Here is a 25,831-nt window from a genome sequence, read left to right as displayed (position 1 = left end):
CGATGCCCAATGATCCTTCCGAGCGACACGTGAACACGGGCTATGCGCTGGGCCAGTTGCAGCGTGGGCTCGCGGCGAGCCTGAACCATCCGGATCCCGCGGTTCGGGCCCGCGCCGCAGCGAAGGTTGATCGCTGGCGCAACGTGCTGGAAGGAATGGTGACGGGGACGCTCACGGTCGGCTCGCGCACGCCCGTCGAGGGAGTCCCGGCCTGGGTCACCCTGGAGGTGGTGCATGGCGGCTTCGCGACCGGCCACCTGCTCGCGGGAGGGCCGCTCCAGCCCCATGAGCAGGAGCGCCTCGCTTCGTTGCCGCCGGCCCCGGAGGGTGTCACCGAGCGCTCCCGGCTGAACGCGTGGTCCCTGGGAGACGACGGCCAGCGCGACCTCTCGGCGGCGCTGCGCAGCGGCTGCTACCGGGTTCAGCTCCCCGAGGAGGGTGCGCTGCTGACCGTCACGTGGCTGCTCGGCCATGGCGAGGCGGAGCGGGCGCTGGAGCTGCTCGAAAAGCTGGCGCCGCTCACGGACCGGCTGCGGTTCTACCCCGTGCCGGATGCGCGACCGCTCTCCGCGGGCGCGGTGGTACGCCTGCAGCCCCTCAGCGACGCCGTCGAGCAACTGGAGGCCGTCCGGCTCCGTCCGCAGATCGCGAAGATGAACGAGACGCTGCGGATCTGGAACGGTCTCTACGACCGCGCCGTCTCGCTGTTCCTGGAGACCGTGAAGGGAGAGACGCCTCATCTGGCCACCACGGAGAACGGCGCGCTCGTCCGCCGCCTGGATGGACAGCCGCAGGCCCATGGGGGCTGGCCCTGCCAAAACTGGCCGGCAGGGTGGCGCGAGCAGGCCCAGGGGCTGCTGGAGGAATACCAGGACAAGCGCCAGTTGAACTCGCGGAGCGGCAAGCCCGAGCATCCGAAGGCCAACTTCGCGCGGCTGCGGGGCTTCCTGGAGCAGTGTGTGAAGGATCCGCGCTCGCTCACCGGCTGGGACGTGGGCGCCATCCGGAAGATCCTCGCCTCGTATGTGACACGGCACGGTGCGCCGGGCTCGGAGAAGCTGCGGCGGCTGCGGGAGGCCCAGGCGAGGATGGCCGCGCGTCCGACGAACAAGGAGCTGGCCGACGTGCTCACGGACCGGCTGCGGCGCTTGCCGGGCGATGAGGGGCTGAGCTCGATGGAGCTCGTCGAGGCTCCAGTGAGCGCGGCCGAGAGCGCGAAGGCGAAGATCACCCAAGGCTCCCCGATGCCCCCGAGCCTGGTCGCGAAGGCCGAGCGCAGCCTGGAGGCGCCCATCGAGCAGCTCGTGGAGCGCGGGGTGATTGCCTCCGGCGAGGTGCTCGCCACGGTGCTGCCGCAGATCACCTCCCAGGTGGGCGCGGCGGGCATCGAGGATCCGGACCTGCGCCGGCTCTATGCGGCCCTCTACGCGGCTTTCCGGCGCAGGCGCTCGCTGTTGCTCCTGGGGCTGCAGCACCAGGTCCGGTTCGAGGAGCTGCCGTGGGTGGAGGCCATGCGCCCGTTCCGCAAGAACGAGCTTGGGGCACGAGGGCTGGCACGGCAGACGCTCGAGCAGGTGTGCGCGCTGGCCATCACCTCCTTCCCCCAGGTCATCCTGCCCAACAAGCTGCTCCAGGAGCTGTCCGCGCTGTCGAAGACCGCCGACCTGAAGCTCGCGTGGATAGAGGAGCTTGCGGCGGACATCTTCATGGGCACGTTCTCCATGAAGTTCCTCTCCGCGGCCCAGCAGGCGGCGCGGCTCCTGCGCGGCACCCTGTACGAGCGGTACTACGCGATCCCCACGGACCGCATCCTCCAGCTCGATGACCGGGAGCAGAAGTGGGGCAAGGACACCGCGCCTGGGTTCGTGGCCCTGTGCACCGAGCGCGCGGGAGCCAAGGAGGGCTGGTCGGTGGCGCGCAACGGCACCATCCTCGAGCAGGCGCAGATCCTCACGACGCACAACCTGGCCACGGTGTTCGACGGGCTGGGGCTCCGGGAGACGCTGCGTCCGGCCCTGCCGTACTTGGCGAAGCAGTGCTTCCGCTGGGTGGTCCGGCAGCAGGTGATGAAGGTGGACGGCTGGAAGGCGCAGCTCCAGATGGTGAAGAACACTGCCTACGCGTGGCGGCAGATGGTGTTCTTCCTCTCGTTCCTCGACCGGCCCGCGCAGGAGGAGTTCCTCGGCGGGGCGAGGGACCTCTTCCTGCAGCAGGACGAGACGTTCACCCGCAGGTTCGAACCCGCGATGGCGGGCCTCGAGTGGGCCTGCGCAGGCAAGGTGTTCGACGCGAGCGGCCGTGCCGGTCCGAAGGGGCAGGCCCGCCGGTTCCTGGGCTGGTCCGACGGGAAGCACTGGCTCTTCGAGTGAGCCGGTGCCGCCGCTGTGTCCGGGATTGGGACGGCGCTTCCCACTTCCGGGCAGGCCTCTTCGGCAACCAGGCCCGCACTTGGACCGGTGCTCCGAGCAGGGCGGCTGCGTTCCAGAGCGAAGCACCGTGGCATTCTCTTTGCTTTTCGTGACGCGGTTGCGGTGGGCTCGCGTGTCCTCTGCACCGGTACCCGCACATGTCGACGCTCCTCCAGGAAGTCCGGTTCGCCTTCCGCTCGATGCTCCGCGAGAAGGCGTTCACTGCCGTGGTCGTGGCCACGCTCGCGCTGTCGGTGGGGGCCACCACGGCGGTCTTCAGCGTCGCCTACCAGGTGCTCTGGCGGCCGCTGCCGTACCCCGAGGCGTCCCAGCTCTTCCGTCTCTTCCAGATCACCACACCCGGAGCGGGAGCGGGCCCTCAGCGGGATCGGACGCGCATCACGCTCCCCGTGTGGACAGCGTGGCGGGAGGCGGCGGGGAGCTTTGCTCAGCTCGAAGGGCTTCAGGCAGAGCGGGTGACCCTCCGGGGTACCCCATTCGATGAGCGTCTGCGGGTGGCGCGGGCGTCTGCGGGGCTCCTCCCGATGCTGGGCGTGAAGCCCGTCCTGGGGCGGCTCTGGGGGACGGAACTCGAAGTCCCAGGACGGGACCGAGAGGCCGTCCTCTCCCACGCGCTCTGGCATCGCTTGTACGGCGGAGATCCCTCGGTCCTCGGCCGCAGCCTCCTTCTGGATGAGGAAGCCCATACGATCGTTGGAGTGCTGCCTGCAGGGTTCCAGTTCGAGCCGGAGATGGAGGTCTGGAAGCCGCTCGCCCTGGACCCGAGGACCGAGCAGAACAGCGCGCTCCGCGTCGTGGGGCGGCTGCGTCCGCACGTCACCCCCGAGCAGGCGAGAGCGGAGTTGGTCCAGCTGGCGCTGAACTCCGAGAGGGTCTCCACCGAGCCGCTCACGGGTGCGAGCCTGGAGCCCCTCCACGCGTTCTGGGTCGAGCAGTCGCAGACCCAGGTGGAGATCGTCACGGCGGTGGCGGCCCTGCTCCTGTTGCTGGGCTGCGCCAACCTCGCCAACCTGCTGCTCGCCCGAGGAAGCCTGCGCATGCGCGAGATGTCGGTGCGCATGGCCCTGGGCGCGAGGAGGGCCCAGCTGATCCGGCTGCTGCTCATCGAGAGCCTGGTCCGGGCCCTGGCCGGAGGCGGAGTGGGGCTGCTCATCGCGCTGTGGGGACGGGAGCTGATGGGCACGCTCATTCCGCCGCAGCTGGCGTCCGGGCCCGGTATCGAGCCGTTCGTGCTGGTGATTGCGTGTGTCCTCTCGGTGGTCACGGCGGTGCTCGTGGGCCTGTTGCCCGCGCTGCACGCGACGCGCGGAGATGGGCAGTCAGTGCTCGCGCCCGTGGCACGAGGGCTGCGCGGAGCTTCGATGGGTACGGCCCGGGCGGTGCTCGTGGTCGTTCAGCTGTCCCTGGCTCTGGTGCCGCTGGTGGGTACGGGGCTCATGCTCCGCACGGTCTGGGAGCTTCAGAATGTTCCGCTGGGCTTCGAGCCCCAAGGTGTCACCGTGGGCGAGGTCTTCTTCCCACTGGAGAGGTACGCCAGCCCGGGCGCCGCGGCCGCTGTCGCGCAGGGCCTGGTCTCCCAAATCGAGGCCCTTCCTGGCGTGACGGCGGTGGGGCTCACGGGCGCCCTGCCTTTCTCTGGGGAGGTCTTCCGGCAGACTGCGGGCTTCGAGCTCGTGGGGGGACAGGCCTCTCCCGAGACGAAGGCCCGGGCCGGGTACGTGTCTGCCTCGGAAGGCTACTTCCAGGCATTGGGAGTCCCGCTGAAGCAGGGTCGCTACCCCAACGCGTTGGACACGGACCACAGTCCCCTCGTGGTGGCCGTCACCGAGGCGTTCGCGCGCCGCTACTTCCCTGGCCAGAGCGCGGTCGGGCACCGGATCCAGCTCCAGCTGAACTGGGGCTCGCGGGAGCCTCGGGAGATCGTGGGCGTTGTCGGGGACGTCCCCATGGAGCGGCTCACGGCGGCGCCGTTGGGGGACATCTACGTTCCCCTGGGCCAGGACATGCCGCAGACCGTGAGCCTCGCCGTGAAGTCCCTGCTTCCCGCGGGCCAGCTCATGCCGCTGCTGCGCGAGACGCTGCGCTCGACGGACCCCCAGCTGAGGCTGGCCCGGGTTCGCCCCCTCGACGAGCTCGTGAAGGCCAGCTACGCCCGGATGCGCACGGTGGGGGGACTGCTGAGCGCCCTGGCCCTGCTGGCGGTGGTGCTCGCCGCGGTGGGGCTCTACGGCATTCTCTCCTTTTGGGTGGCCCAGCAGACGCGCGAGCTGGGAATCCGGCTCGCCCTGGGTGCGACGCCGAGCGCGCTGCTGCGGCGGGTGGTGGGGCAGGGGCTGCGGCTCACGGGGGTGGGGCTCGTGGCGGGGGCGGTGGGCGCCACGCTGCTGGCCCGGGCGCTCTCCTCCATGCTCTACGGTGTCTCCGCGTATGATCCGCTCATCTTCGTGGGCGCACCCGGGGTGCTGGTGCTCACCGCGCTGGTGGCGAGCTGGCTGCCCGCCTCCGCGGCCATGCGCGTTCCTCCGAACGAGGCCCTCAAGCGGGAGAGCTGAGCGCGCCGTGTTCCGGGTGAAGCGGAGGCGTCCCTCACCGAGCCTGGCTCGTAGCCCAGGTCACCCGGACGCGGGTCCACACGAAGTGGGCCAGCACGGCCCACGCGAGGATGCCCAGCACGGGCGACGGCCCCGGGAAGGCACTCGTGAAGAGCGACAGCATGGGCCGCCACTGGGTCATGAAGATCCAGTACACGGCGCCGATGAAGACCCCCGAGGACCAGCCCCACCAGAGCCCCGCGCTGACGCTGACGAAGCACAGGATGGGAGCGGGGAAGGCCACGTATTGGACTCCGAAGCCGGGCGCGAGGACGAGGAAGAGCGAGGCCGCCAGCGCCACCTGCTCCGTCATGGACAGCCGGGTGCGGAACCGGGAGAGCAGCGCCACCCCCGTCACGCTCGCGAGGATGAGGTAGCGGCCGGTGGCGGTGAACGCCTCCTTCGCCCGCAAGGCGAAGGCCGACAGGTTGTGCATCTCCACGGCGGGGTTGAGGATGGCCAGCAGGCCCCAGTTATCCGCGTTCGAGTTATAGGTGAGCATGTTGCGGTACATGCTCGAGGCGGCCGTGAGCGCGGGAGGGATGAAGGGAATCAGTCCCAGCGAGGCGCCCGCTGCGAGCCGCAGGAAGGCGCGCCGATCCGGCGCTCCGATGACCACGAGCGGCACCAGCACCAGCGGGAGCAGCTTCACGTTGAGGGTGGCGCCCCAGAGCACGCCGGACAAGAAGTAACGCTCCTTGTCGAACGCGATGGCCGCCACGAGCACGAGGGCTGCATACAGATTGTCCGTGTTGCCGTGGAAGCAGGCGACGAGGATGGGCCCGGGAATCAGCGCGTAGGCGGCGAACGCGCGGGGACTGGCAAAGCGCCACAGGGTCCACAGCACCAGTGCCTCTCCGGCCAGGGCTGGCAGCTTGATGAGGCGGGCGTAGGCCAGCCAGTCTCCCTGTGCCCAGGCCCAGCACCAGCGGACGTAGAGCCCGATGAGCGGCGGGTGGTTGAAGTGCGTCCGGAGCTCGTAGGAGCGAGTCAGTCCGTCGGCCACGAGCGACCGGCCGTGCTCACCCCAGACCATGACGTCTGTGCTGCCGATGGACACCCACCAGAGCCACAGACGCACGGCCACGCCCACGGCCCCGAGTGCCAGCCAAACCGCTCGGGTGCTCCGCAGCGACATTCCCATGGCCCCGGTTTATGCGCGCCTCACGTCAGTGACAAGGCGCGCGGCGAGGGCTCGTCTGCTGCGACGAGGATGGCCGTGCGCTTCATGACCATGCGCATGCCGCTTCGATGTTTCATGGAAGCTTTAAGCTTTGCAGGAGAGTTCTCGTAGGGAAACAGGCTTCCCGAGGGATGACCATCGTGGCTGCTTGCCGCTGTGGGAAGGTGTAACTCCGTCATGTCTGCCCCTGTGTTCGCTGAGCCCGAGTTTCGGAGCGGTGAGGTCTCTCGATGTGCCGGCGGCATGGAACGCCTGATCTCCGTCGTGCAGGAGCTCTCGCTGGCGCACGACCTGCCTTCCATCATGACCATCGTGAAGCGAGCGGCCCGCGAGCTGACGGGAGCCGATGGCGCGACCTTCGTCCTGCGCGACGGGCCCTACTGCTACTACGCCGACGAGGATGCGGTCGGGCCGCTCTGGAAGGGCAAGCGCTTTCCCCTGGAGACCTGCATCAGCGGCTGGAGCATGCTCCACCGCCAGGCAGCCATCATCGAGGACATCTACGTGGATCCTCGAATCCCCACCGATGCCTACGCACCGACGTTCGTGAAGAGCCTGGTGATGGTTCCCATCCGGACTGTGTCCCCGGTGGGCGCCATCGGAAACTACTGGGCGCGCAAGCGGCTCGCCTCTCCCGAGGAGGTCAGGCTCCTGGCCGCGCTCGCCGATAGCACCTCCGTGGCGATGGAGAACGTCCAGCTCTCTCAGACCCTCGAGCGGCGGGTTCAGGAGCGGACGGTGGAGCTCCTGGCCAGCCGGGAAGAACTCGCCGCCAAGCACGACGCGCTCGTCCACATGCAGCGTCAGAAGGAGGAGCTGGCCGCGCACCTGGTCCACGACCTGAAGAGCCCCGCGAGCGGCATCATGCTGTCGTGTATGTGCCGCCTCCGGAGCACCGGCTTGTCGGACGCGGACCGGAAGCGCTGGAAGCGCATTTATGCCGGCGCCGAAGGTATCAACCGCATGGCGCTGGACCTGCTCGACATCACGCGGAGCGAGGATGGGGTCTTCACCCCGAACCCCTGCGACATGGACTTGCAAGGCTTGCTCGAAGAGGTCGTCGAGATGATGAGCCCCCTGGCCGAGGGGTGTGAGCAGCGGCTCGAGCTGAGGATGGAGCTTGACTGGACGGCCCTGCGCGCGGACGAGGAGCTGCTCCGCCGCGTGCTGCAGAACCTCATCGACAATGCCCTCCGGCACAACCCGCCCGGCGGCACGGTCCAGCTCCTGGCCCGCGAGGGAGCGGCTGGCGAGGTCGAGCTCCGTGTCCTCGATCAGGGGCCGGGAATTCCAGCGGAGATGAGGCAGGCCATCTTCGACAAGTACAAGCGCCTGGCTCCGGGACGCGACGAGAGGACCCTGTGTGGACGCGGGCTCGGGCTGACGTTCTGCAAGCTCGCGGTTCAAGGCCATGGGGGCAGCATCGCCGTGGAGGCCAACCCCCCGCGGGGGAGCGCCTTCATCGTGCGGCTGCCCAGGGGACGATGAGGGGCGGCGCGCCCCGTGCAGGGACGGGGCGCACCGGTAGTCCGAGCCTCCTGGCGCCGATGGACTTCGTCCCAGTGGCGCAGTGCGGCTCCTTCAGCCCTCGGGCCTACGGGCAATACGTGTCTTCGCGCCTGCAGACGCCGTCGCCACAGAAACAGCTGGTGCGGGAGGGGCACGAGTCACAAGGATCCGGAGCAGGCCCCGCGTCTACGCCCGTGACCCGCACACAGCCGAGGCTGTTGCTGTGGCTGGTTCCTTCATACACGCAGAAGTCATACTGCGAGCCGGGCTGAATCCAGCATGCGCTCTGCGTACCAGAAGTGCCCTGGGCAAAGAGCGTCTCGCCGCCACCATTCATGCTGACATACACCTGAGCCGTGCCGCAGTTCGCATTCCAGCTGATGTTCGTACAGCCCGTGCCGCTCCCAGTGTGGATGTTGACCGTGGTGGGGTTGGCGGAGATGTTTCCAGTCACGGAGACGTAACCACACACATCGCGGTAGCACCAATTGCAGTTGCCCGCCGGGAAGTAATTGTACCAGCCGATGGGACAGCTGAAGGTGGGGTAGCTACACACCCACGTGCTGTCTCTCCAGCAGACGAGACACGTTCCAGCGGCTGTATGGGTATTCTCCTCCTCAGCCACTTCGGAGGTGGGGGCAGGTGACTCGTCGACGATGCTCGCACTCTCTTCGTACGGAGCGCTGCCGTTATCCACGGCGCCGCAGCCCGACAGGGCCATAATCCCAGACACCCATATGATGATGAACCCGTGCTTCATTGCGCACCACCCTTTCATGTTGGAGTTGCTGGTTTTTTAGGGATTTCGGATGGTGGTCAATGAGGGTGAACCCTCATCCTGAAGCTGGCCAAGCGCTGCCGTCCGACTCAGCTCAGGACCGTCTTCAGGTTCAGCGGGCCCGCGGGGACGCCCACGTCCTTGCCCGCCGGATCATCCGAGGGCGTCTGCCAGGCGTTGGCCTGCGTCACGGTGGCGCCCGTGGCCTCGTTCGAGATGGACATGTTGCCGTTGTGGCCCGCGGGGCTGATCTGGCTCACGTCGTAGCCGCTCCAGCCCGTGGCGGAGTTCGCGAACGTTGCCTCACCCCAGGTCTGGCCATAGTTGGCGCCCGCCTTGGCCGTGCCGTCCTTCGACGCACTCCACGCCACGCTGCTGTTGGTGTCGAACGCCACCGTCTGCGACTGGCCGGGCTGCAGCGTGAACGTCTTCGGGGCGCTCTTGTCGAAGTGCTGCCCGTCGTTCGGGTTCCCGTTCGCGCCCGTCTTGTTCCAGAGGGTGATGGTCTGCGGCTTGTCCGTGTTGTTGGTGAAGGTGTTCGTGTACTTGAACTGGCCCTTCTGGCTCGGGTCGATGAGCTGCATGTTGCTGTTGTACGGCGAGCCGACGTTGTTCTTGGCCAGCCACGGCTGCCCCGCCGGCGCCGGCTCGGTGGACCCGGCGGACGGAGGGCCAAACCCGGGGCCCGCGTCACTGTTGTAGGTGGGGTGAGCCGGGGTGGCCGCGCTCTGGGACGGGCTCACGGCCGAAGCCTGCTCCGGAGCGGCAGGCGCGCCGCTGGAGGCCGGTGCCGCCGCGCCGCCCACGCCCTTCGCCGCCTCGCCCGCGGTGGCGCCCTGGTCCATGGGCTGCTGCCCCGTCAGGCTCTTCAGTTGCTGCAGGAGCGCGTTGAGCGCCTGCGACATCTCCTGCAGCGACTTCTCGAATCCACCCGCCGGGCTGGCGCCCAGGGCCTCGCCCATCTTGCGCGAGCTGCGCGGGCCCATCTCGAAGGAGTCCATCATCATCCGCTGCCGCAGGCCGCTCCCCGGCTGCTGCGCCGGAATGCCCTCCAGGCTCCGAGCCGGAGCCGAGGCCGGCTTGAGGGCCGAGGGGCTCGACAGCGGGGCAGAGAAGGAGGAGCGGTTCAGGGACGAGATAGCCATGGGGGACTCCGAGACGGCGAGGAGTGATGTGGGGACCTAGAGCAGGACGTGTGCCAACGCCCGAGGCGCGCCCCTGCGCTCCCGCGTCTTGGAAAATCCATCACTTACGAGAAGCGTCTCTGTCCCTGTCCCGCTCCGTGTCGCGCGGGACGATGACGGCACTCACCACCCTGGTGTTTGCGGTCATCAGCGCGGGCACTCACCCCTCACGTGCCGCTGGGCGGCGCGTACTTCCAGCGGCGGTGCAGCCACAGCCACTGCTCGGGGTACTGGCGGATGACCCGCTCGAGTCCCGCGGTGACGAGCGCGGTGTGCTCGACGACCGGATCCTTCCCCTCCTCGGGCGGAGGCGAATGGATGGGGCCCTCGATGTGGACGCGCATCCGCAGGCCGTCGCGCACGCCCATCACCACCCAGGCAGGTACGCCCGTCTTCTGCGCCGCTACCGCCATGGCCGGCGTGGTCGAGGCCAGCTTCCCGAAGAACGGCACGAAGACACCCTTCGTCGGGATGGCCTGATCCAGGAGCATGTACACGCTCTCGCCGCGGTGGATGGCGTCGGTGATTTCCTGCACCGCGCCGCGGGGATAGATGAGGCCGGCGCCCGCGCGCACCCGGTTCTCCGCGATGCGCATGTTGAGCGCGCCCTTGAGCGGACGCACCAGCGCGTTGAGCGGCACGCCCCGCTGGATGAGCACCTCGCCCAGCAGCTCCCAGTTGCCGAAGTGCGCTGTCACCAGCAGTGCGCCCTTGCCGGTGGCCAGGTGCGCCTGGAGCGCCTGCCACGCCTCGCGGCCGACGACTTCCTCCTGCTCCCAGCCCGGAGGCAGCCGGTCGCGATCCGCCAGCGCCTCCAGCACCACGCGCGCCATGGTGATGTACGTGCCCTTGGCGATGGCGTGCCGCTCCGCCTCCGAGCGCTCGGGCATCGCCATGGCCAGGTTCTCCAATGCGACGCGTCGCCGGATGCCCAGCGTGTAGGCCAGTCCACCCAAGAAGCGAGCGAGGCGCTCGCGCGCATTCCAGCTCAGCCGAGACACGGGGCGCATCGCGAGGTTGGCCAGGAAGCCGGTGAGCGGACCGGGCGGCTCGCCGATGACGCGGCGCAGATGCGCGGACGTCAGCCGGATGGGGTGGACAGTGGGGGCAGGCACGGTGGCGGGCGGAGACACGGCGGCGCACTCCACACCGAAGCGGACAGGCCGGCAAGGCCGCCGGTACACGCGATGTTGCTCCCTTGCCCGCCCGGAGTGGAGTAGACCGCCCCACCATGCGCCTTCCTTCCTTCTCTTCGTTGCTCCTCGCGGGTGTGTTGAGCGCCTGTGGGGCCCGTCAGAGCGTCCCGGAATCGGAGACTCCCGCGCAGCAGCCCGCGCAGGCCTCCGCTCCCGAGGCCCCCGCCACTCCGCCCACCGCGCCCACGTTGCGCTTGCCCACCACCGTGCGCCCCACGGGCTACACGGTGGAGCTCACCCTGGATCCCAAGGCCGAGACCTTCCAGGGCGTGGCGGAGCTGGCGCTCGATGTGGCCGAGCCCACCTCGGTGATCTGGCTGAACGGCCGGGCGCTCACGGTGAAGCAGGCCACGCTGACGCAGGGAGGCGCGTCCATCGCGCTGACGCCGGCGCCGGGCAATGAGAACTTCCTCGGCTTCACGCTGGCGCGCCCGCTGGCGAAGGGCCCGGCGAGCCTGCGCATCACCTATGAGGCCGTGGCCTCCACGCGCGAGCTCGAGGGCGCCTTCCGCGCCCAGGAGCGTGGGGACTGGTACCTCTTCACCCAGTTCGAGCCCATGGGCGCCCGCCGCGTCTTCCCCTGCTTCGACGAGCCGGGCTTCAAGGTACCCTGGCAGCTGACGATGACGGTGCCCGCGGGCAACGTGGCGGTGACGAACACGCCGGTGCTCTCCGAGGAGGCCCGCCCGGACGGTGGCCGCACCTACCGCTTCGCGCGCACCCAGCCGGTGCCCAGCTACCTCATCGCGCTGGGCGTGGGCCCGTTCGAGTTCGTCCAGGCCGCGCCCTCGGGCCGCAACAAGGTGCCCACGCGCATCATCACTCCCAAGGGCCGCGCCGCCGAGGCCGCCTATGCCGCGAAGGTGACGCCGGAGATCCTCCACCAGCTCGAGGAGTACTTCGGCATCCCGTACCCGTACGAGAAGCTGGACACCATCGCGGTGCCGCTCTTCGGCGGAGCCATGGAGCACCCGGGGCTCATCACCTTCAACTCGGAGATGCTGCTGGCCAAGGAGTCGGAGGACACCCCCAGCCGCCAGCGCGGCTTTGCCGGCACCCAGGTGCATGAGCTGGGGCACCAGTGGTTCGGCAACCTCGTCACCCTGGCGTGGTGGGACGACCTGTGGCTCAACGAGTCGTTTGCCTCGTGGATCACCCCGCGCATCGTGGAGACGTGGCAGCCCAAGTGGGACGCGCCCGTGCAGCGGCTGCAGTACCGCTCGTACGCGCTGGAGTCCGACAGCCTCGTGACGGCGCGGCGCATCCGCCAGCCCATCGAGAACGCGGGCGACATCCGCACCGCCTTCGACAGCATCACCTACGGCAAGGGCTCGGCGGTGCTGGCCATGACGGAGGAGTGGCTGGGCCGGGACGTGTTCCGCCGGGGCATCCAGCGCTACCTGAAGGCGCACGCGGGCGGCAACGCCACGGCGAATGACTTCCTGGCGGCGCTCTCCGCCGAGGCCGGGAAGGACGTGGGCAAGGTGCTGAGCACCTTCCTGGATCAGGGCGGTGCGCCCATCGTCTCCGCCACGCTGGACTGCTCGGGCAAGACGCCGAAGGTGCAGCTGCGCCAGCGCCGCTACCTGCCGCTGGGCTCCAAGGGCGAGGCGGCGCGCACCTGGAACGTGCCGCTGTGCGTGCGCTACGGCACGGGCAGCACCCCGGGCCGGGCCTGCACGGTGCTGGAGACCGAGCGCGCCGAACTGCTGCTGCCCGAGGCCAAGGAGTGCCCCGCGTGGATCTTCCCCAACGCCGAGGGCGTGGGCTACTACCGTACCGAGGTGACGGGGGATGCCCTGCGCAAGCTGCTGACGGTGGCGGACAAGCAGCTGTCGCGCGCCGAGCGGGTGACGCTGCTCGGGGACTCGTCCGCGCTGGCCAAGGCCGGGGCGCTGCCCGCGGGCGATGCGCTCGCGATGGCGGCCCGCTTCGCGGACGATCCGGACCGGCAGGTGCTCACCGCCTCCGTCGATCTGCTGGACGTGGTGGATGAGCGGATGCTGTCCGAGCAGCGCCGCGCCGACTACAAGCGCTTCCTGCGGGAGACGTACGGGCCGCGTGCCCGGAAGCTGGGGCTCACCCCGCGCCCGGGCGAGGACGAGGAGACCCGCCTGCTGCGCTCCACGCTGATCTCCCTGGCGGGGCACACGGGAGAGGATCCGAAGCTGGTGGCCGAGTCGAAGAAGCTCACCGCGAAGTGGCTGGTGGACCACAAGGCCATCTCTCAGGACGTCGCGTTCGCGGTGCTGGGGATGGCCTTGTCGGGCGCGAGCGCGGAGCTCGCGCCGAAGTTCCTCGAGGCCTGGAAGAAGGAGCCGGAGCGCAAGGTGCGCCAGCAGCTGCTCGGTGCCCTGGCCCGAGCGAAGGATCCTCAGGTGGCGAAGCAGCTGCTGCCCATGGTGCTGGATCCGGCCAACGACGTGCGCGAGGTGATGTGGGTCATGTACGGCCTGTCGCAAGAGCCGGCCACGCGCGAGCTGGTGTACGGCTTCGTGAAGGAGAACTACGACGCGCTCGCCGCGCGGATGCCCGAGGAGTTCTCCTCGCGGATGGCCATGGTGGGCAGCGCCTTCTGTGACGTGGAGCACCGCAAGGACGTGGAGGCCTTCTTCACCCCGCGCGCCGCCCGTACCGACTCCGGTCCTCGCTTCCTGTCCCAGGTGCTGGAGGCGATGGACCTGTGCATCGCCCAGAAGGAGGCGCAGAGCGCCAGCATCGACGCCTTCCTGACCAAGGGCCCGGTGAAGGCACCCGCGCCGCAGTGACGTGGTTGCTCGCTCCAGGGGCGCGCTCGCATGCCTCGGGAGCCGGGTGGGAATGAAGCCCGAGTGCTCTTCGTGGAGCACGGCCGGGCCGCCATCGGGAACCTCCCCTGCCTCCTGTGTGTTCTCTCTATAGGAGGTCGCGAGCCATGGCTGCGAGCATGACGTCCGCTGCGGTGCGCTTCTGGGCTGCGCTGGTGGCTGTGACCGCGGCCTCCGTTGGAGCCCTTCTCTTCCTCCCGGCTTCGGCTCTTGCTGACGCTCCGGGGGCTCGCTCGTACGCGCTGACGCCCCTGGAGCAGGAGCGCATCGCCACCCCCGAGCAGGGGTTGAGCGATGCACGCCAGCAGGTGGTGGGGTACCTGCGCCACACGAAGGAAGGCTGGAAGCTGGACGTGCTGCCAGGGGCCGTGAGGCGCAACGGACCGCTGCCGGTGCTCACCTCCACGGTGGATGCGGCGCCGGAGAATGCTTCCTCGCACAGCGTGTACCCCTACGCTCCACTGCTCCGCATCGACTTCTAGGCCTCGTGGCTACTTGCTCTTGCGGTTCATGAAGGCGATGAAGGCCTCGCGGGCCTCGTCGGAGTTGAGGCGTTTCACGAACTCGGCGCCCTCGCGCATGAGGGCGGCGTTGACCTCGGCGCGGATCGGCTCGCGGAGCAGGCGCTTGGTGACTTTGAGCGCCTGCAGAGGCTTGGCGGCGAGGGTACGGGCGCGCTCGGAGGCCACCTCTTGGAGCTGAGCGTCGGGCACCACGCGGTTGACGAAGCCCGCGCGCTGGGCGGTGGCGGCGTCGAACGGGTCGCCGAACATGAGCAGCTCGGAGGCCAGCGTCAGGCCCGCGTTGCGCGGCAGGAGGAGGCTTGAGGCGCCCTCGGGGCACACGCCCAGGTTGATGAAGGGCATGACGAAGCGGGCGCGCTCGGAGGCCACCACGTAGTCACAGTGCAGCAGCAGGGTGGTGCCGATGCCCACCGCGGGCCCATCCACCGCGGCGACGACGGGCTTCTCGTAGTTCACGAGCATGCGCAGGAAGCGGAACACCGGGCTGTCCTCGCCGGTGGGGGGCCGCTCCAGGAAGTCGCCAATGTCATTGCCGGCGGTGAAGGTGCCGCCGGCGCCGGTGAGCACCACGACGCGCACGGAGGCATCGAGGCTCGCGCGGTACAGGCCCTCGATGGCGGCCTCGTACATGGCATGGGTGAAGGCGTTCTTCTTCTCGGGGCGGTTGAAGGTGAGGGTGCGGACTCCCTCAGCATCCTGCGTCAAAAGGGTCTCGGACATGGCCGCGCAGCCTAACCCCCAGAAGCACGGCGGGCCATGCCTTCGATTAAAGGTCCACGCCCGTGGCGCTCTTGAGCCGCGCGGCGCGCAGCCGTTCCTCCTCGTGGGCGCGCCGCGTGAAGCCGTGGTCCGTCACGTGTAACAGCGTCAGAGGCTCTGTCCCCGTGGCGCACGCCTCGTGCGAGGCCCAGCGCGGGATGAAGATGGCGTCCCCGGGTTTGACGTCCACCTCCGTGCCGCGCACCCGCACCCGCCCCGTTCCCGAGAGCACGGTGAGCAGCGCCTCGTAGGCATGCTCGTGCGGCTCGCTGCGGTGGCCCGGCGCCACGCGCACCAGCATCGTCTCCAGCACCTCCGCCGGGAAGGGCACCTTGTCCACCGTGCAGTCAATGCCTCGCAGTTCGTGCGCGTTGCGGTAGAACGGCACCCCCTGGGACACGCTGCTCAGGTGCACATGGCGCGGCTCCGGTCGCTCGGGCGCCAGCGGCTGCCGCGCCTGGAGCCGCCCCAGCAGCGGGCCGAGCCGGTGGTGCTGCAGGGCCTCGAACAGGCTCTCGAAGAACTGCTCTTGCAGTGTCAGCGCCCGCTCCAGCGCTCCCAGGCTCAGCTCGAACCAGCCCGGCTCTTCCGCGTGGGAGCGCAGCCACTCCTCCAGCAGGCCCGTCCACTCGCCGTCCTCCATCTTCCGGTGGAAGAAGACCAGGTGCCGCTCGGAGAGGCCCGTCTGCAACAGCCCATCCATGAAGACGCTGGAGATCCGCGCGAGCGGCGCCTCCAGCCCTAGCGCCAGGAACGCGCTGGCCGCGGCGGGCGGTGAGCGCAGGCATGCGTCCAGGCACTCGCGCACGAGATAGCGGGCCGCATCCTGGAAGCGGATGGACTCCTCCTCCACCCCGAGCCCATCTCTCAGGAAGCGGCGGAAGAGCGCCGCAGGCCGCTTCTCCAACGGCGGCACACCGCTCTGCTCCCACAGCGCTTGCGTCAGCCGGGTGCACCACAGCTCGCTCTCGCACTGAGACAGCACCGCGTGGACGAAGCGCGCGCTCGAGCGCACGAACAGCGCGTACTGCGAGAAGATGAACCCAAAGTCCTCGCGCGTGAGCACCCCGCGCCGGCACGCGCACAGCAAGCGGTTGTCCCAGAAGGAGTGAGCGGCCAGCCGCGCGTGAAGCTCCCCCAGGGCGGACTCGGCGGAGGGGGGCGGTGAGCCGGAGCGTTTCGCCTCAAGTGGCTCGAGCACAGCGCGAGGCTTGCTGGCTTCAACAGTCCCAGAGGACCGTGCCGTGTCCATTTCGAGCGAGACCAGACCAGCGGAGGGAGGGCTCATAAAGGGGACCGGGTGCAGCGCAGAGGGGCTGTGGCTTGCTCAAGGTGCACACGCCCAGCAGGCTGACAAGCCCTGGGACGGCTGCCCGCTGGCACAGGCTGAGTGTCGCCGTGTGATCCGATTCCCACGACCCGCGTATGAGGCGTGAAGTCTCCCGGCTGCCCTGTTCAGGGCCGGGCTGGCAGGAGAGCCATGGCCCGCTCCTTTGACGCAAGGCGCCAGCAGCGTGCTTTTCCTTGGAGAGATGTGGAGCGTGGGGAGGGGAACTGGCTCCACGGAGGGACCCATGCGCTTTCGAGACCGAGCGGACGCGGGCAGACGCCTGACGACGCTGTTGCTGCGCTACGGCGGCCAGGACACCCGGGTGTTTGGGATGAACGGGGGAGGCGTCCGCGTGGCGTACGAGGTGGCTCATGCCCTGGGCTTGCCCCTGGAGCTCTGGGTGTCACGGGCCGTGGAGGTGCCCAGGCAGCCCGGCTCGCGGCTGGGCGCCATGGCCGAGGGCGAGGGCTTCTGCCTCAACGCGGAGCTGGTGCGCTCCGTCGAGGCCCCGGCCTCGGAGATGACGCGGTGGATGGACGCGGAGGCAGGGGAAGGAGCCCTCGAGGCCCAGCGGCTGCGCGGCGCTCACCCCCGGCTCGGCGCGGGCGTGGGCACGGCGCTGCTCGTGGTGGACGGCATCGCCCTGGGAGAGCTTCAGGCGTGCGCGGCGCTCCGAGGCCTGCGGCGGCAGAACCCGCGGCGCCTCATCCTGGCCGCTCCGGTGGCCGCGGCGGAGGAACTGGAGCGGCTGCGCCTGGAGGCGGACGAGGTGCTGTGCCTCCAGCCCGTGTGGTCACTGCTCTCAGTGGAACACGCGTATGATGACTTCCGCTCGCTGCCGGACGTGGAGACCCGCCAGCTGCTGGAGCGGGCGCGCGAGCTTCAGCCCGGGCACGAGGCGCCTGTCCCCGGAGCGCCGGGCGAGTGGATGTGAGCAGGGGCCTGAGTCCATCTGGCACTGGGCCCATCTGGTGGTAGGGTCGCCTCCCCATGATTTCATCTGAACCGCGCTTTGTCTGGCTGGACCTGGAGATGACGGGTCTGGACCCGGAGACCTGCGCCATCATCGAGATTGGCGTCATCATCACTGGGCCCGACCTGCGTCCCATCGCGGAGATCGATCGCGTCATCTGGCAGCCCGAGGAGGCGCTGGCGCGGATGGAGCCGGTCGTGAAGGAGATGCACACGAAGAATGGACTCACGGCGAAGGTGAGGTCCTCGACCACCTCGCTGCGCATCGCCGAGCGGGAGGTCACCGCGCTGGTGGCCGAGCACTGCGTGCTGGGCGAGGGCATCCTCTGTGGCAACTCCATCCACACGGACCGGCGCTTCCTGATTCGCTACATGCCCCTGCTGGAGCGCTTCCTCCACTACCGGATGGTGGATGTGACGAGCCTGAAGGTGCTCACGCGGGCGTGGTTCCCGGACATCAACGAGCCTCGCAAGCCCCCCTCGGGGCACACGGCGCTGGCGGACCTGCGCTCGAGCATCACCGAGCTCTCCTACTACCGCGACACGTTCTTCCGGGCGATGCCGGGGCGGCTCGACTAATCAGGAGCGCTGAGCCGCTCGCGCAGGATGTGCTTTTGCACCTTGCCCAGGGCGTTGCGCGGGAGCGCGTCCACGAGCTCCACGCGCCGGGGCTTCTTGAAGCTGGCCAGCCGGTCCTTGCACCAGTCCACCAGGGCCTGTGCCTCGGGCGCGGGCTGTCCGGCTGCGGGCACCACCACGGCCACCACCTGCTCGCCGAAGTCCGGATCCGGCATGCCCAGCACCGCCACCTCGGCCACGCCCGGGTACGTGGCGAGGACTTCCTCCACCTCGCGCGGGTAGACGTTGAAGCCGCCGGTGATGATCAGCTCTCGCGCTCGGCCGGTGATGTGGAAGTAGCCGTCCGGGTCCCGGAGGCCCAGGTCTCCCGTGCGGAACCACCACCCGTCCGGATCAAAAGCCTCGCGCGTGGCCTCCTCGCGCTGCCAGTAGCCGGAGAAGACGTGGGGGCCGCGGACTTCAATCTCGCCCAGCTCGCCGTCCGGCAGCGGCTGGCGCGTCCGTACATCCACGATGCGCGCCTCCTGGCCGGGGAAGGGCATGCCCACCGTGCCCGGGCGCCGCTCGCCCTCGTAGGGGTTGGTGGTGTTCATGATCGTCTCGGTCATCCCGTAGCGCTCGAGGATGCGCTGGCCGAACGTGGCCTCGATGTCCTGGAAGAGCTGCGGACTGAGCGGCGCGGAGCCGGACACCATCAGCCGCAGGGGGCGGGGGCGGAGGCCCGTGCGCCGGGATTCCTCCAGCAGCCGCCCGTACATGGTGGGCACACCGAAGAACATCGTGATGGAGGGATCGTCCCGCAGCGTCTCCAGCACCTCCGAGGCCACGAAGCGGCGGCGCAGGTCCACGCTGGCGCCCGTGTAGAGCGTGCCGTGCAGCCCCACCATGAGCCCGTGCGTGTGGAACAGCGGAAGTGCGAGCAGCAGCCGGTCCTCGTCCGTCCACCGCCACGCCTCGGTGACGGCGCGGATGTTGGAGAGCAGGTGGCTCTGCCGCAGCATGGCGCCCTTGGAGCGCCCCGTGGTCCCCGAGGTGTACCCGAGCACCGCGATATTGATGTCCCCAGGCACCGACATGTGGCGCTCTGGGGTGGCAGGCTCCGAGGCCAGCGCGTCAAAGGCCTCCACCCGCAGCGAGGAGGGGAGCGCCACGGCCGGCGGCTCCACGGAGATGAGCCACTCCAGCGTGGGCAACCCGGGTAGCAGCGGGGCCAGCTCGGCGGCTCCCGAGGCGCCGGTGATGCAGACGCGCGCCCCCGAGTCCGTGAGGATGTGGTCCAGCTCCACCTGCCGGTACGCCGTGTTCACCAGCACGACGATGCCGTGGGCGTACTGCACGCCCAGGTAGGCGATGACGAACTCAGGACTGTTCTCCAGGAAGAGCGCCACGCGATCGCCCGGCTTCAGCTGCCGGCGCAGGAGCGCCTGGGCGAAGGCGGTGACGCGGCGGGCGAGCTCGCCGTAGGTGTAGCGCTCGGCGCCGAAGAGGAGCGCGAGCCGGTCCGGCGTCCGCTGGGCGTGCTCCAGGAACACCTGGAGGAGGCAGAAGGGCGTCATGGCGCGGCGAGCCTAGCGGCTCACTGCACGCGCGTCAGGGGCCCCGGCATCTTCGGCTCCTGGGCCATGGATGCGCGGTAGCTGAAGCTGAGCCCCTCGGCATCCTTGGGGGGCAGCAAGGTGACGGTCGCGCGCGACCCGCAGACTTCCATCAGCTGAGTGATGATGCCGCGGATGAAGTAGGGGTCCAGCCCGGGCCGGTGGTGGATGGAGGCGCGGTACTCGGGCAGCACCTCCACCGTCACCTCCACGTCGCCGTTGGGCAGCTCCTGCGAGCGGGCCTTCGCGAAGTTGATGCCCGTCTGGAACACGCGCGTCATGTGGCCCAGCATCCTGCGCGGGCCCCACGTGCGCGCCATGCCGAAGAGCGCCTTGCCCATGGGCGTGGAGCCAAAGCCCTCCAAGGCCCGGCGCCCCAGCTGGAAGCGTGCCTCCTCGCGGGGCAGCTCCGGGTAGCGCAGCTCCGCGCAGAGCTTCAGCGTCCCCAAGAGCGTCGCCAGCGGATAGGCGCTCACCAGCGGCCGGCTCACGTCCACGCCGAGCGCCAGCAGCTTCCGCTGCGCCTCCGCGTCCAGCCGGCCCTTCATGGCATGGAGCAGCAGGCCTTCCATCAGCTGATCGAAGGCCACAGGCTCCTTACGACGGGACGTCTCGAGGGGCATGGCGTGCACGCTCGTGCTCCGGGGACTTCGGGGGGATACGAAGGCGGGAGGCTTCAGGCGCGCAGCGGCTCAGGTATCAGCAGGTGCGTCGTAATCCGGCGTCAGGTCCACCGCGTTCACCGTGAGCAGGTGGTAGATGACGATGTTGCTCATCCAGAAGAAGAGGGCGCCGAAGCTCACGTACACCAGCGGCGAGCCCGGCCACACCTGCAGCGGCGAGCCCAGGAGCTTGGCCGACACCCAGCCGCCCGCCCACTCCACGGACCACGCGATGACGGTGCCAATGGCCACCCGCCGCCACACCGGCATGCGCTTCGGGTAGAACCAGTAGTAGTGCAGCGTCCACATCAGCCCGATGCCAATCGCCCAGATCATCAGGCTGGCGAACGAGAACCAGTGGTACGGAGAGGCCGGATACACCCAGCCCCACTCGCCCTGAACGATTCGGAACAGCTGGTTCTGCGTCAGCTCCAGCAGCCAGAAGATGGGAGTGAGGTAGAGGATCTGCGTTGCCAGCACGCGCGCGTACGTGATGAAGGAGCGGTCCTGAGCTTCCGTGGCCAAGGTGAGCGAGTTCATCCTTACCCCTCCAAGTGGGCGGATCGCGGACTGACGCGGCGGCGGTGGTCGGATTGAAGAAGCAGCCGCCCAGGGCTGGCTTCTGTTCACCCGACAACCGGTTGCGCCAGGACGCCAGTGGAAATTCTCACGACGGGCGTGATCCGCGAAAGAGGGGCGACAAGACCGCACATGGTGGCGTGTAGGACCGACGTGAAAAGTCGGTCCTTCATTTCCGAGCCACCAGGTCAGGTGCGGCGCAGCCGCACGGCGAAGGTGGTGCCCAGTTCCTGAGAGGAGGCCACCTCCACGGTGCCACCGTGGCCCCGGACGATCTCCTGGACGATGTAGAGGCCCAGGCCGATGCTGCGGCTGTGCTGCCCCGCGGTGGGGGTGCCTCGCGTGAGCGGCTCGAAGAGGCGAGGGAGCATCTCCGGGGAGATGGGCGTGCCCGCGTTGTGGATCTCCAGCAGGGCGAAGCCCGGCTCGCCGTGCGTCCTCACGCGCACGGGAGTGTCCGGCGGGCTGTAGGCCAGGGCGTTGCCCACCAGGTTGGTGAGCACCTGGGCGATGCGATCCGGATCCCACTCACCGTGGACGTCGCCTCCGGACTCCACGTGCACCTGCCGCTCCGGGTGCGCCTGCAGCACCTCGTCCACCACGTGGCGCGTCACCTCGTCCAGGTCCATGGCCCGCCGCTTCAGCGGGATTCCTGTGCCCAGGCGCGCCTGCGTGAAGTCCAAGAAGTCGCGGATGAGCCGTGTGGCCCGCTCGCACGAAGAGGCGATGCGCTGGGCCGCCTTCATCTGCCTGTCGCTCAGCCCCGGGCTGGCCTGCAGCAGCCCCGCCGCCATGGTGATGGCGCCCAGGGGGTTGCGCAGGTCGTGCGAGACGATGCCAATGAGCTGCTGCTCGAACTCGGTGCGGCGGCGCAGCTCCTCCTGGTCCCGCTGCTGCTGCTGGAAGAGGCGGGCGTTCTCGATGGAGAGCGCCGCCTTGTTGGCCAGCTCTTCCAGGAGCCGCAGGTCCTCGCGGCTGAACGGGCGCCCCGGCGTGGAGCGCGCCGTGGACATCGTGCCGATGACGCGGCCCTGCACCCGCAGCGGCGCCGCGAGGTAGGAGTGGATGGGGATGTGCTCGAGCGCGATGAAGTACTCTGGCTGGCTCTCGGCGCGCAGCTCTTCCAAGCTCGTGGAGGCGCTCCACTGAGCCTGCCCCGTCTGCGCGACGCGGCCGTTGAGCCCCTCGCCGAGCTTGATGGGGGCGGCAGCCAGCGCCTGGTACATCCGCTCCTGGAGGGCCGCATCCACGTGGCGCACGGAGACGGTCTCCAGCAGCTGCTGATCCGGCACGCGCAGGGTGAGGATGCACGAGTCGCCCAGGTGGCGCACCACCTGCTGGGTGATGGCCTCGAACAGCGAGGGCAGGTCCCGGTTGGCCGCGCTGAAGGCATCCGAGGCCTCGGCCAGGACCTGGAGGCGCGCGGCGGCGACGCGCACCCGCTCGTTGGCCAGCTGCTCCTCTTCGTAGAGTTGGGCCCGGTCGATGGCCTGCGCGCAGGCGTGGGCCACCGCGGTGAAGAAGGCGCGGTCGTCCTCGTTGAAGCGGTGCTCCTGGCCGAAGGACAGCCCGATGGCGCCCAGCACCCGGCCCTTCACCTGCAGCGGCAGGGCGGCGGTGGCGTTGTTGGAAGCCTGTGGCTCCTGCTCCGGGTAGCGCGCCCGCCAGTCCTCGTGCGAGCCCAGCCACACGGGCCGCTCGTGCAGCACGGCGTCGGTGAGAGGTACCTGGCTGTCGAGCGGCATGCGCCGCCACCGCCTCAGTATCTCCTCCCGGTACCCCACGGACTGGACGGCCTCGAGCGTCTGCCCGCTCGCATCCAGCAGGCAGACGGCGCCTGCGGTGGCGCCCAGCGGCGCCAGCCCCTTCTCGAAGAGGGCCGTCATTACCTGCTCCACGGAGGTGGCCTCGCCCAGCCGGGAGGAGAGCGTCTGGAGCTGGGCGATGTAGTGGGCGGCCCGGTGCGCGGCCTCGCGCGCGTCGGCCTCCTGCTGGCGCAGCAACTCCGCTTGCCGCCGGATCTGCTGCTGGGCCCGGAACAGCTCGATGAAGACGGCCACCTTCGAGCGCAGCACGTCCGCCGAGAAGGGCTTCTGCAGGTAGTCCACCGCGCCGCTGGCGTACCCCGTCTTCACGTCCCGCTCGTCGCTGCTGTAGGCCGTGAGGAAGATGATGGGGATGTTGCGCGTGCGCTCGCGCTGCTTGATGAGGGACGCCGTCTCGAAGCCGTCCAGGCCCTCCATCTGCACGTCCAGGAGGATGACGGCGAAGTCCTCGCCGAGCAGCTGCCGGAGTGCCTGCTCCCCCGACTGGGCCTTGACCAGCCGCACGGCCAAGGGGGCCAGGATGGCCTCCAGCGCCAGCAGGTTGGCGGGGTTGTCATCCACCAGCAGGACGCTGGCTTCGGTGCTATCCCGCGTGGGGGTGGAGCGGCGGGACTCGTCCGTCGTCTCCCAACGAGACGCCGGGGCCTCCATCAGCCTGCCCGCAAGGCGGGGCAGGAAGGTACCGGCCTTCGGCACCCGTCTCATGGCTTCACGCATCCACTCCGCTGGAACCAAGCGGCCAGCCTTTCCATGGTGACGGGGCTCTACAGCATACCGACCCGCCACCGGAAGACGGAGGCGGGAGAGTCCATGAGAGTACCGGTCAACCCACGGGGGGAGCAGCGAGATTCCCTCCCTCATTCGGGGCCTACCTCCAGGGGTGGCATGAAACTCCCTACACAGCCTCCGGGCGGGCGAGCGCTCAAGGGACCGAGAGCAGCTCCACGTCGAAGACGAGCACCGAGTTGGGCGGGATGGAGCCGCGGCCCTGCTCGCCATAACCCAGCGAGGCGGGGATGACGAGCTTGCGCAGCCCACCCACCTTCATCCCGACGATGCCCTCCTCCCAGCCGGCGATGACGCGGCCTTGACCTGGCGTAAAAGAGAAAGGAGTGCGGCCCGCGGACTTCGAGCTGTCGAACTGCGTGCCGTTGGGGAGCCAACCCGTGTAGTTCACGGTGACCTGGCGTCCGAGTGTGGCCGTGTCTCCGGTCCCGGCGCGCACGTCCTGCAGGTAGAGCCCACTCTCCCGGCGCTCCATGGTGGAGAGATCCACGCCCAGCTCGGACGCGTAGGTGACCTGTGTCGGATCTCCGGAGCCCGAGCTGCTCTCGTCGCCGCAGCCGAGCGACACCAGAAGGAGCAGGGAGACCATCAGGGAACGGAACATGTAAGTCCTCGGGGGGAAGCGCCAGCGGCGCGGTGAAGGAAGCAGGTGGGAGAAGCAGTCCCAAGGGAAGCCTAAGCCGAGGGAGCGCCGATGTGGGCAGTGCCGCGCCCACGGGTGACTGTGCACCCACGGGGAAGGCTTTCGCGCAGAGTGTCGGATCTTCAGGACCTGACGGGTCGGTCGACCCCCCACCTTCAAAAGATTGCGACCTGCTGGGTACACTGAAGCCTCACTCGCGAGCACTACCGGGCTCGCTTTTCCGGGGGGGTGCGGAGGAGACATCATTTGAACTCGCCGAAGTTCACGCTGCTCGCTCAGGGCCTCGAAGCTGCTCTTGCGGGCCACCAGGATGAGGCGAGACGAACGTTCGCTTCTCTTCACGAGAGGCTGGACGTGGATTCCCACCCCGAGGACATGCAGTACCTCATCTTCTCGGCGGCGCTGTCCCGCCGCTTCGGGGATTTACCCGCTGGGGAGCTCAACCTCTACCTTCGGCGCTTCGAGCTGCCGCAGATTCAGCTCTTCAACCTGCTGGCCCTGCGCTTGCCGACCGTGTCCCTGGCGGGCAGCATCGCCAACGAGCAGCTGTTCGGGCTCATGCGCGGGCACGAGGTGGTGACGCTGGTGGACGTGGGCATCGGCAGCGGCCGCCAGGAGGTGGCGCTGCTGCACTCCATGGCGGAGGCCAACGCCTTGCCCCGGCAGATGACCATCGTCGGCGTGGAGCCGTCCGCGGACTCGCTGCGCGGGGCGGAGGACGCGCTGACGATGGCGGCCCAGCGGCTGGGCGTCGTCCTGCGCTTCATCGGCATTCCCAAGGGGGCCGAGGACCTGAGTGAGGAGGACTGGGCCATGCTGGGGGCCCTGCCCGGGGCGCGCTTCATGAACGCAGCGTTCGCGCTGCACCACATCGCCGAGCGGCAGACCCGCCAGAACCCGCGCGATGCCTTCTTCGAGCAGCTGCGCCGGTGGGAGCCGCGGGGCGTGGTGCTGTGCGAGCCCAACTCGGACCACCACCGGGCGCCCATCCGCGAGCGCTTCCACAACTGCTGGCGCCACTTCTTCCTCACCTTCCAGCTCATCGAGGAGCTGGACATCTCCCGGCAGGAGAAGAACGCGATGAAGCTGTTCTTCAGCCGGGAGATTGAAGACATCGTCGGCACCCAGGAGGAGGCGCGGCGCTTCGAGCGGCATGAGCTGACGGAGCTGTGGCTGGGGCGGCTGGAGCGCGCCGGCTTCGAGTTGGTGGATGGGCCGGTGCGCTCGGGCGGGGACGCGCACCCGGCGGTGAAGCCGCGCAGCCGGCCGGGGTGCATCGGCCTGGAGTACCAGGGAATCCCCTTGGTGTGCGTCCTCACCGCCAGAACGCCTGAGCGTCCAGGGTGAGCGTCTCGCCCGAGCTGCGGGAGCGGGCCCGCGCCGTCCTGGAGCGCTGCCGCGGCGCGGGGGTCAAGCTGGCGCTGGCCGAGGCCTCTACCGGTGGGCTCATCTCCGCGAGCCTGACGGAGGTGCCCGGTGCGTCCGCCGTGGTGGAGCGGGCGCTGGTTCCCTACTCCAATGAGTCCAAGGAACAGCTGCTGGGGGTGTCCCCCTCGCTGTTCCTGGCTCACGGGGCCGTGAGCGCCGAGGTGGCCCAAGCCATGGCGGAGGGACTGCTGGCCCGGGCGCCCGTAGAGCTGGTGCTCGCGGAGACGGGCATCGCGGGCCCGGGAGGCGGAACCCCCGCGAAGCCCGTAGGTCTCGTTTTCCTGGCGCTGGCCCGGCGCGGAGCAGCCTCCGTGGTGCTTGAACGGCATGTTTTCCCGGGAGACCGGGGCTCGGTGCGTCAAAGTGCTGCGCTTCGGGGCATGGAGTTGATCCTGGATCAGCTCGGGGAAACCCCGTAGAGAGGGGGCAAGAGGGCGCCCGCCTTGCACGTGGTGCGTCCGTGCCCTGTGT

The 25,831-nt window shown here is 69.3% G+C and carries 20 protein-coding genes; 9 read left to right on the top strand and 11 right to left on the bottom strand.

Annotated features, from left to right (window positions below; translation table 11 throughout):
- The first annotated feature begins 29 nt into the window (after positions 1-29).
- The gene (locus DB31_RS27020; RefSeq protein WP_157232194.1) at positions 30-2,369 is read left to right on the top strand and encodes a hypothetical protein; all 2,340 of its coding nucleotides are present in this window, start codon (positions 30-32) and stop codon (positions 2,367-2,369) included.
- Between the two features lie 197 nt (positions 2,370-2,566).
- Positions 2,567-4,981, top strand: coding sequence for an ABC transporter permease (locus DB31_RS27015; RefSeq protein ID WP_044192779.1), 2,415 nt, complete (start codon positions 2,567-2,569; stop codon positions 4,979-4,981).
- 34 nt (positions 4,982-5,015) lie between these two features.
- On the opposite strand, the gene DB31_RS27010 is transcribed toward DB31_RS27015, so the two are convergent.
- Positions 5,016-6,164 carry a DUF2029 domain-containing protein gene (locus tag DB31_RS27010; RefSeq protein WP_157232193.1) on the bottom strand — a complete coding sequence of 383 codons (1,149 nt, stop codon included), beginning with the start codon at positions 6,162-6,164 and terminating at the stop codon, positions 5,016-5,018.
- A gap of 282 nt (positions 6,165-6,446) precedes the next feature.
- Here DB31_RS27010 and DB31_RS27005 point away from each other — a divergent pair, with 282 nt between their 5' ends.
- Positions 6,447-7,691: a sensor histidine kinase gene (locus tag DB31_RS27005; RefSeq protein ID WP_052420273.1), complete on the top strand. Its 1,245-nt coding sequence runs from the start codon at positions 6,447-6,449 to the stop codon at positions 7,689-7,691.
- 106 nt (positions 7,692-7,797) lie between these two features.
- Here DB31_RS27005 and DB31_RS46955 read toward each other — a convergent pair whose 3' ends face one another.
- From DB31_RS46955 to DB31_RS26995, 3 genes are all read right to left on the bottom strand, one after another.
- Positions 7,798-8,472 carry a hypothetical protein gene (locus DB31_RS46955; protein WP_157232192.1) on the bottom strand — a complete coding sequence of 225 codons (675 nt, stop codon included), beginning with the start codon at positions 8,470-8,472 and terminating at the stop codon, positions 7,798-7,800.
- A 107-nt stretch (positions 8,473-8,579) separates the two neighbouring features.
- Complete coding sequence (locus tag DB31_RS27000) at positions 8,580-9,635, bottom strand: hypothetical protein (RefSeq protein ID WP_044192775.1); 1,056 nt, start codon at positions 9,633-9,635, stop codon at positions 8,580-8,582.
- Positions 9,636-9,841: 206 nt separating this feature from the next.
- Entirely contained in the window at positions 9,842-10,807 is a 966-nt protein-coding gene (locus tag DB31_RS26995) for a lysophospholipid acyltransferase family protein (protein ID WP_044192994.1), read from the bottom strand.
- A gap of 98 nt (positions 10,808-10,905) precedes the next feature.
- Here DB31_RS26995 and DB31_RS26990 point away from each other — a divergent pair, with 98 nt between their 5' ends.
- Positions 10,906-13,638, top strand: coding sequence for a M1 family metallopeptidase (locus tag DB31_RS26990; protein WP_044192774.1), 2,733 nt, complete (start codon positions 10,906-10,908; stop codon positions 13,636-13,638).
- 146 nt (positions 13,639-13,784) lie between these two features.
- On the top strand, positions 13,785-14,159 hold the full coding sequence (locus DB31_RS26985; RefSeq protein WP_044192771.1) for a hypothetical protein: 375 nt from the start codon (positions 13,785-13,787) through the stop codon (positions 14,157-14,159).
- Positions 14,160-14,168: 9 nt separating this feature from the next.
- Here DB31_RS26985 and DB31_RS26980 read toward each other — a convergent pair whose 3' ends face one another.
- On the bottom strand, positions 14,169-14,921 hold the full coding sequence (locus DB31_RS26980; protein ID WP_044192770.1) for an enoyl-CoA hydratase: 753 nt from the start codon (positions 14,919-14,921) through the stop codon (positions 14,169-14,171).
- A gap of 46 nt (positions 14,922-14,967) precedes the next feature.
- A complete protein-coding gene (locus tag DB31_RS26975; RefSeq protein ID WP_052420272.1) occupies positions 14,968-16,161 on the bottom strand; it encodes a cupin domain-containing protein in 1,194 nt (397 codons plus the stop codon).
- A gap of 373 nt (positions 16,162-16,534) precedes the next feature.
- On the opposite strand from DB31_RS26975, the gene DB31_RS26970 reads away from it, so the two are divergent.
- Positions 16,535-17,224 (top strand): phosphoribosyltransferase, encoded by a 690-nt coding sequence (locus tag DB31_RS26970; RefSeq protein ID WP_044192769.1) that lies wholly within the window; start codon positions 16,535-16,537, stop codon positions 17,222-17,224.
- Positions 17,225-17,280: 56 nt separating this feature from the next.
- The gene (gene orn / locus DB31_RS26965) at positions 17,281-17,841 is read left to right on the top strand and encodes an oligoribonuclease (protein ID WP_044192767.1); all 561 of its coding nucleotides are present in this window, start codon (positions 17,281-17,283) and stop codon (positions 17,839-17,841) included.
- Here orn and DB31_RS26960 read toward each other — a convergent pair.
- The 5 genes from DB31_RS26960 to DB31_RS26940 all read right to left on the bottom strand — a co-directional run bounded on the left by DB31_RS26960 (position 17,838) and on the right by DB31_RS26940 (position 23,893).
- Positions 17,838-19,397 carry an acyl-CoA synthetase gene (locus DB31_RS26960; protein WP_044192766.1) on the bottom strand — a complete coding sequence of 520 codons (1,560 nt, stop codon included), beginning with the start codon at positions 19,395-19,397 and terminating at the stop codon, positions 17,838-17,840. The genes orn and DB31_RS26960 overlap by 4 nt on opposite strands.
- A gap of 20 nt (positions 19,398-19,417) precedes the next feature.
- Entirely contained in the window at positions 19,418-20,059 is a 642-nt protein-coding gene (locus DB31_RS45185) for a DUF2378 family protein (RefSeq protein WP_052420271.1), read from the bottom strand.
- A gap of 69 nt (positions 20,060-20,128) precedes the next feature.
- Positions 20,129-20,638: a hypothetical protein gene (locus DB31_RS26950; RefSeq protein ID WP_044192765.1), complete on the bottom strand. Its 510-nt coding sequence runs from the start codon at positions 20,636-20,638 to the stop codon at positions 20,129-20,131.
- A gap of 227 nt (positions 20,639-20,865) precedes the next feature.
- A complete protein-coding gene (locus tag DB31_RS26945; RefSeq protein WP_205628574.1) occupies positions 20,866-23,208 on the bottom strand; it encodes a GAF domain-containing protein in 2,343 nt (780 codons plus the stop codon).
- A gap of 217 nt (positions 23,209-23,425) precedes the next feature.
- Positions 23,426-23,893: an FKBP-type peptidyl-prolyl cis-trans isomerase gene (locus tag DB31_RS26940; RefSeq protein WP_052420269.1), complete on the bottom strand. Its 468-nt coding sequence runs from the start codon at positions 23,891-23,893 to the stop codon at positions 23,426-23,428.
- A gap of 267 nt (positions 23,894-24,160) precedes the next feature.
- On the opposite strand from DB31_RS26940, the gene DB31_RS26935 reads away from it, so the two are divergent.
- Both DB31_RS26935 and DB31_RS26930 read left to right on the top strand, forming a co-directional pair.
- On the top strand, positions 24,161-25,279 hold the full coding sequence (locus tag DB31_RS26935) for a GRAS family protein (RefSeq protein ID WP_044192763.1): 1,119 nt from the start codon (positions 24,161-24,163) through the stop codon (positions 25,277-25,279).
- Positions 25,276-25,779, top strand: coding sequence for a CinA family protein (locus tag DB31_RS26930; RefSeq protein WP_044192761.1), 504 nt, complete (start codon positions 25,276-25,278; stop codon positions 25,777-25,779). Before DB31_RS26935 ends, DB31_RS26930 begins: the two co-directional genes overlap by 4 nt.
- Positions 25,780-25,831: the final 52 nt, after the last annotated feature.

The organism is Hyalangium minutum, from assembly GCF_000737315.1.
Classification (GTDB): Bacteria; Myxococcota; Myxococcia; order Myxococcales; family Myxococcaceae; genus Hyalangium; species Hyalangium minutum.
The sequence above is the reverse complement of the archived record's forward strand: the minus strand, read 5'-3'. Positions and strand labels throughout refer to the sequence as shown.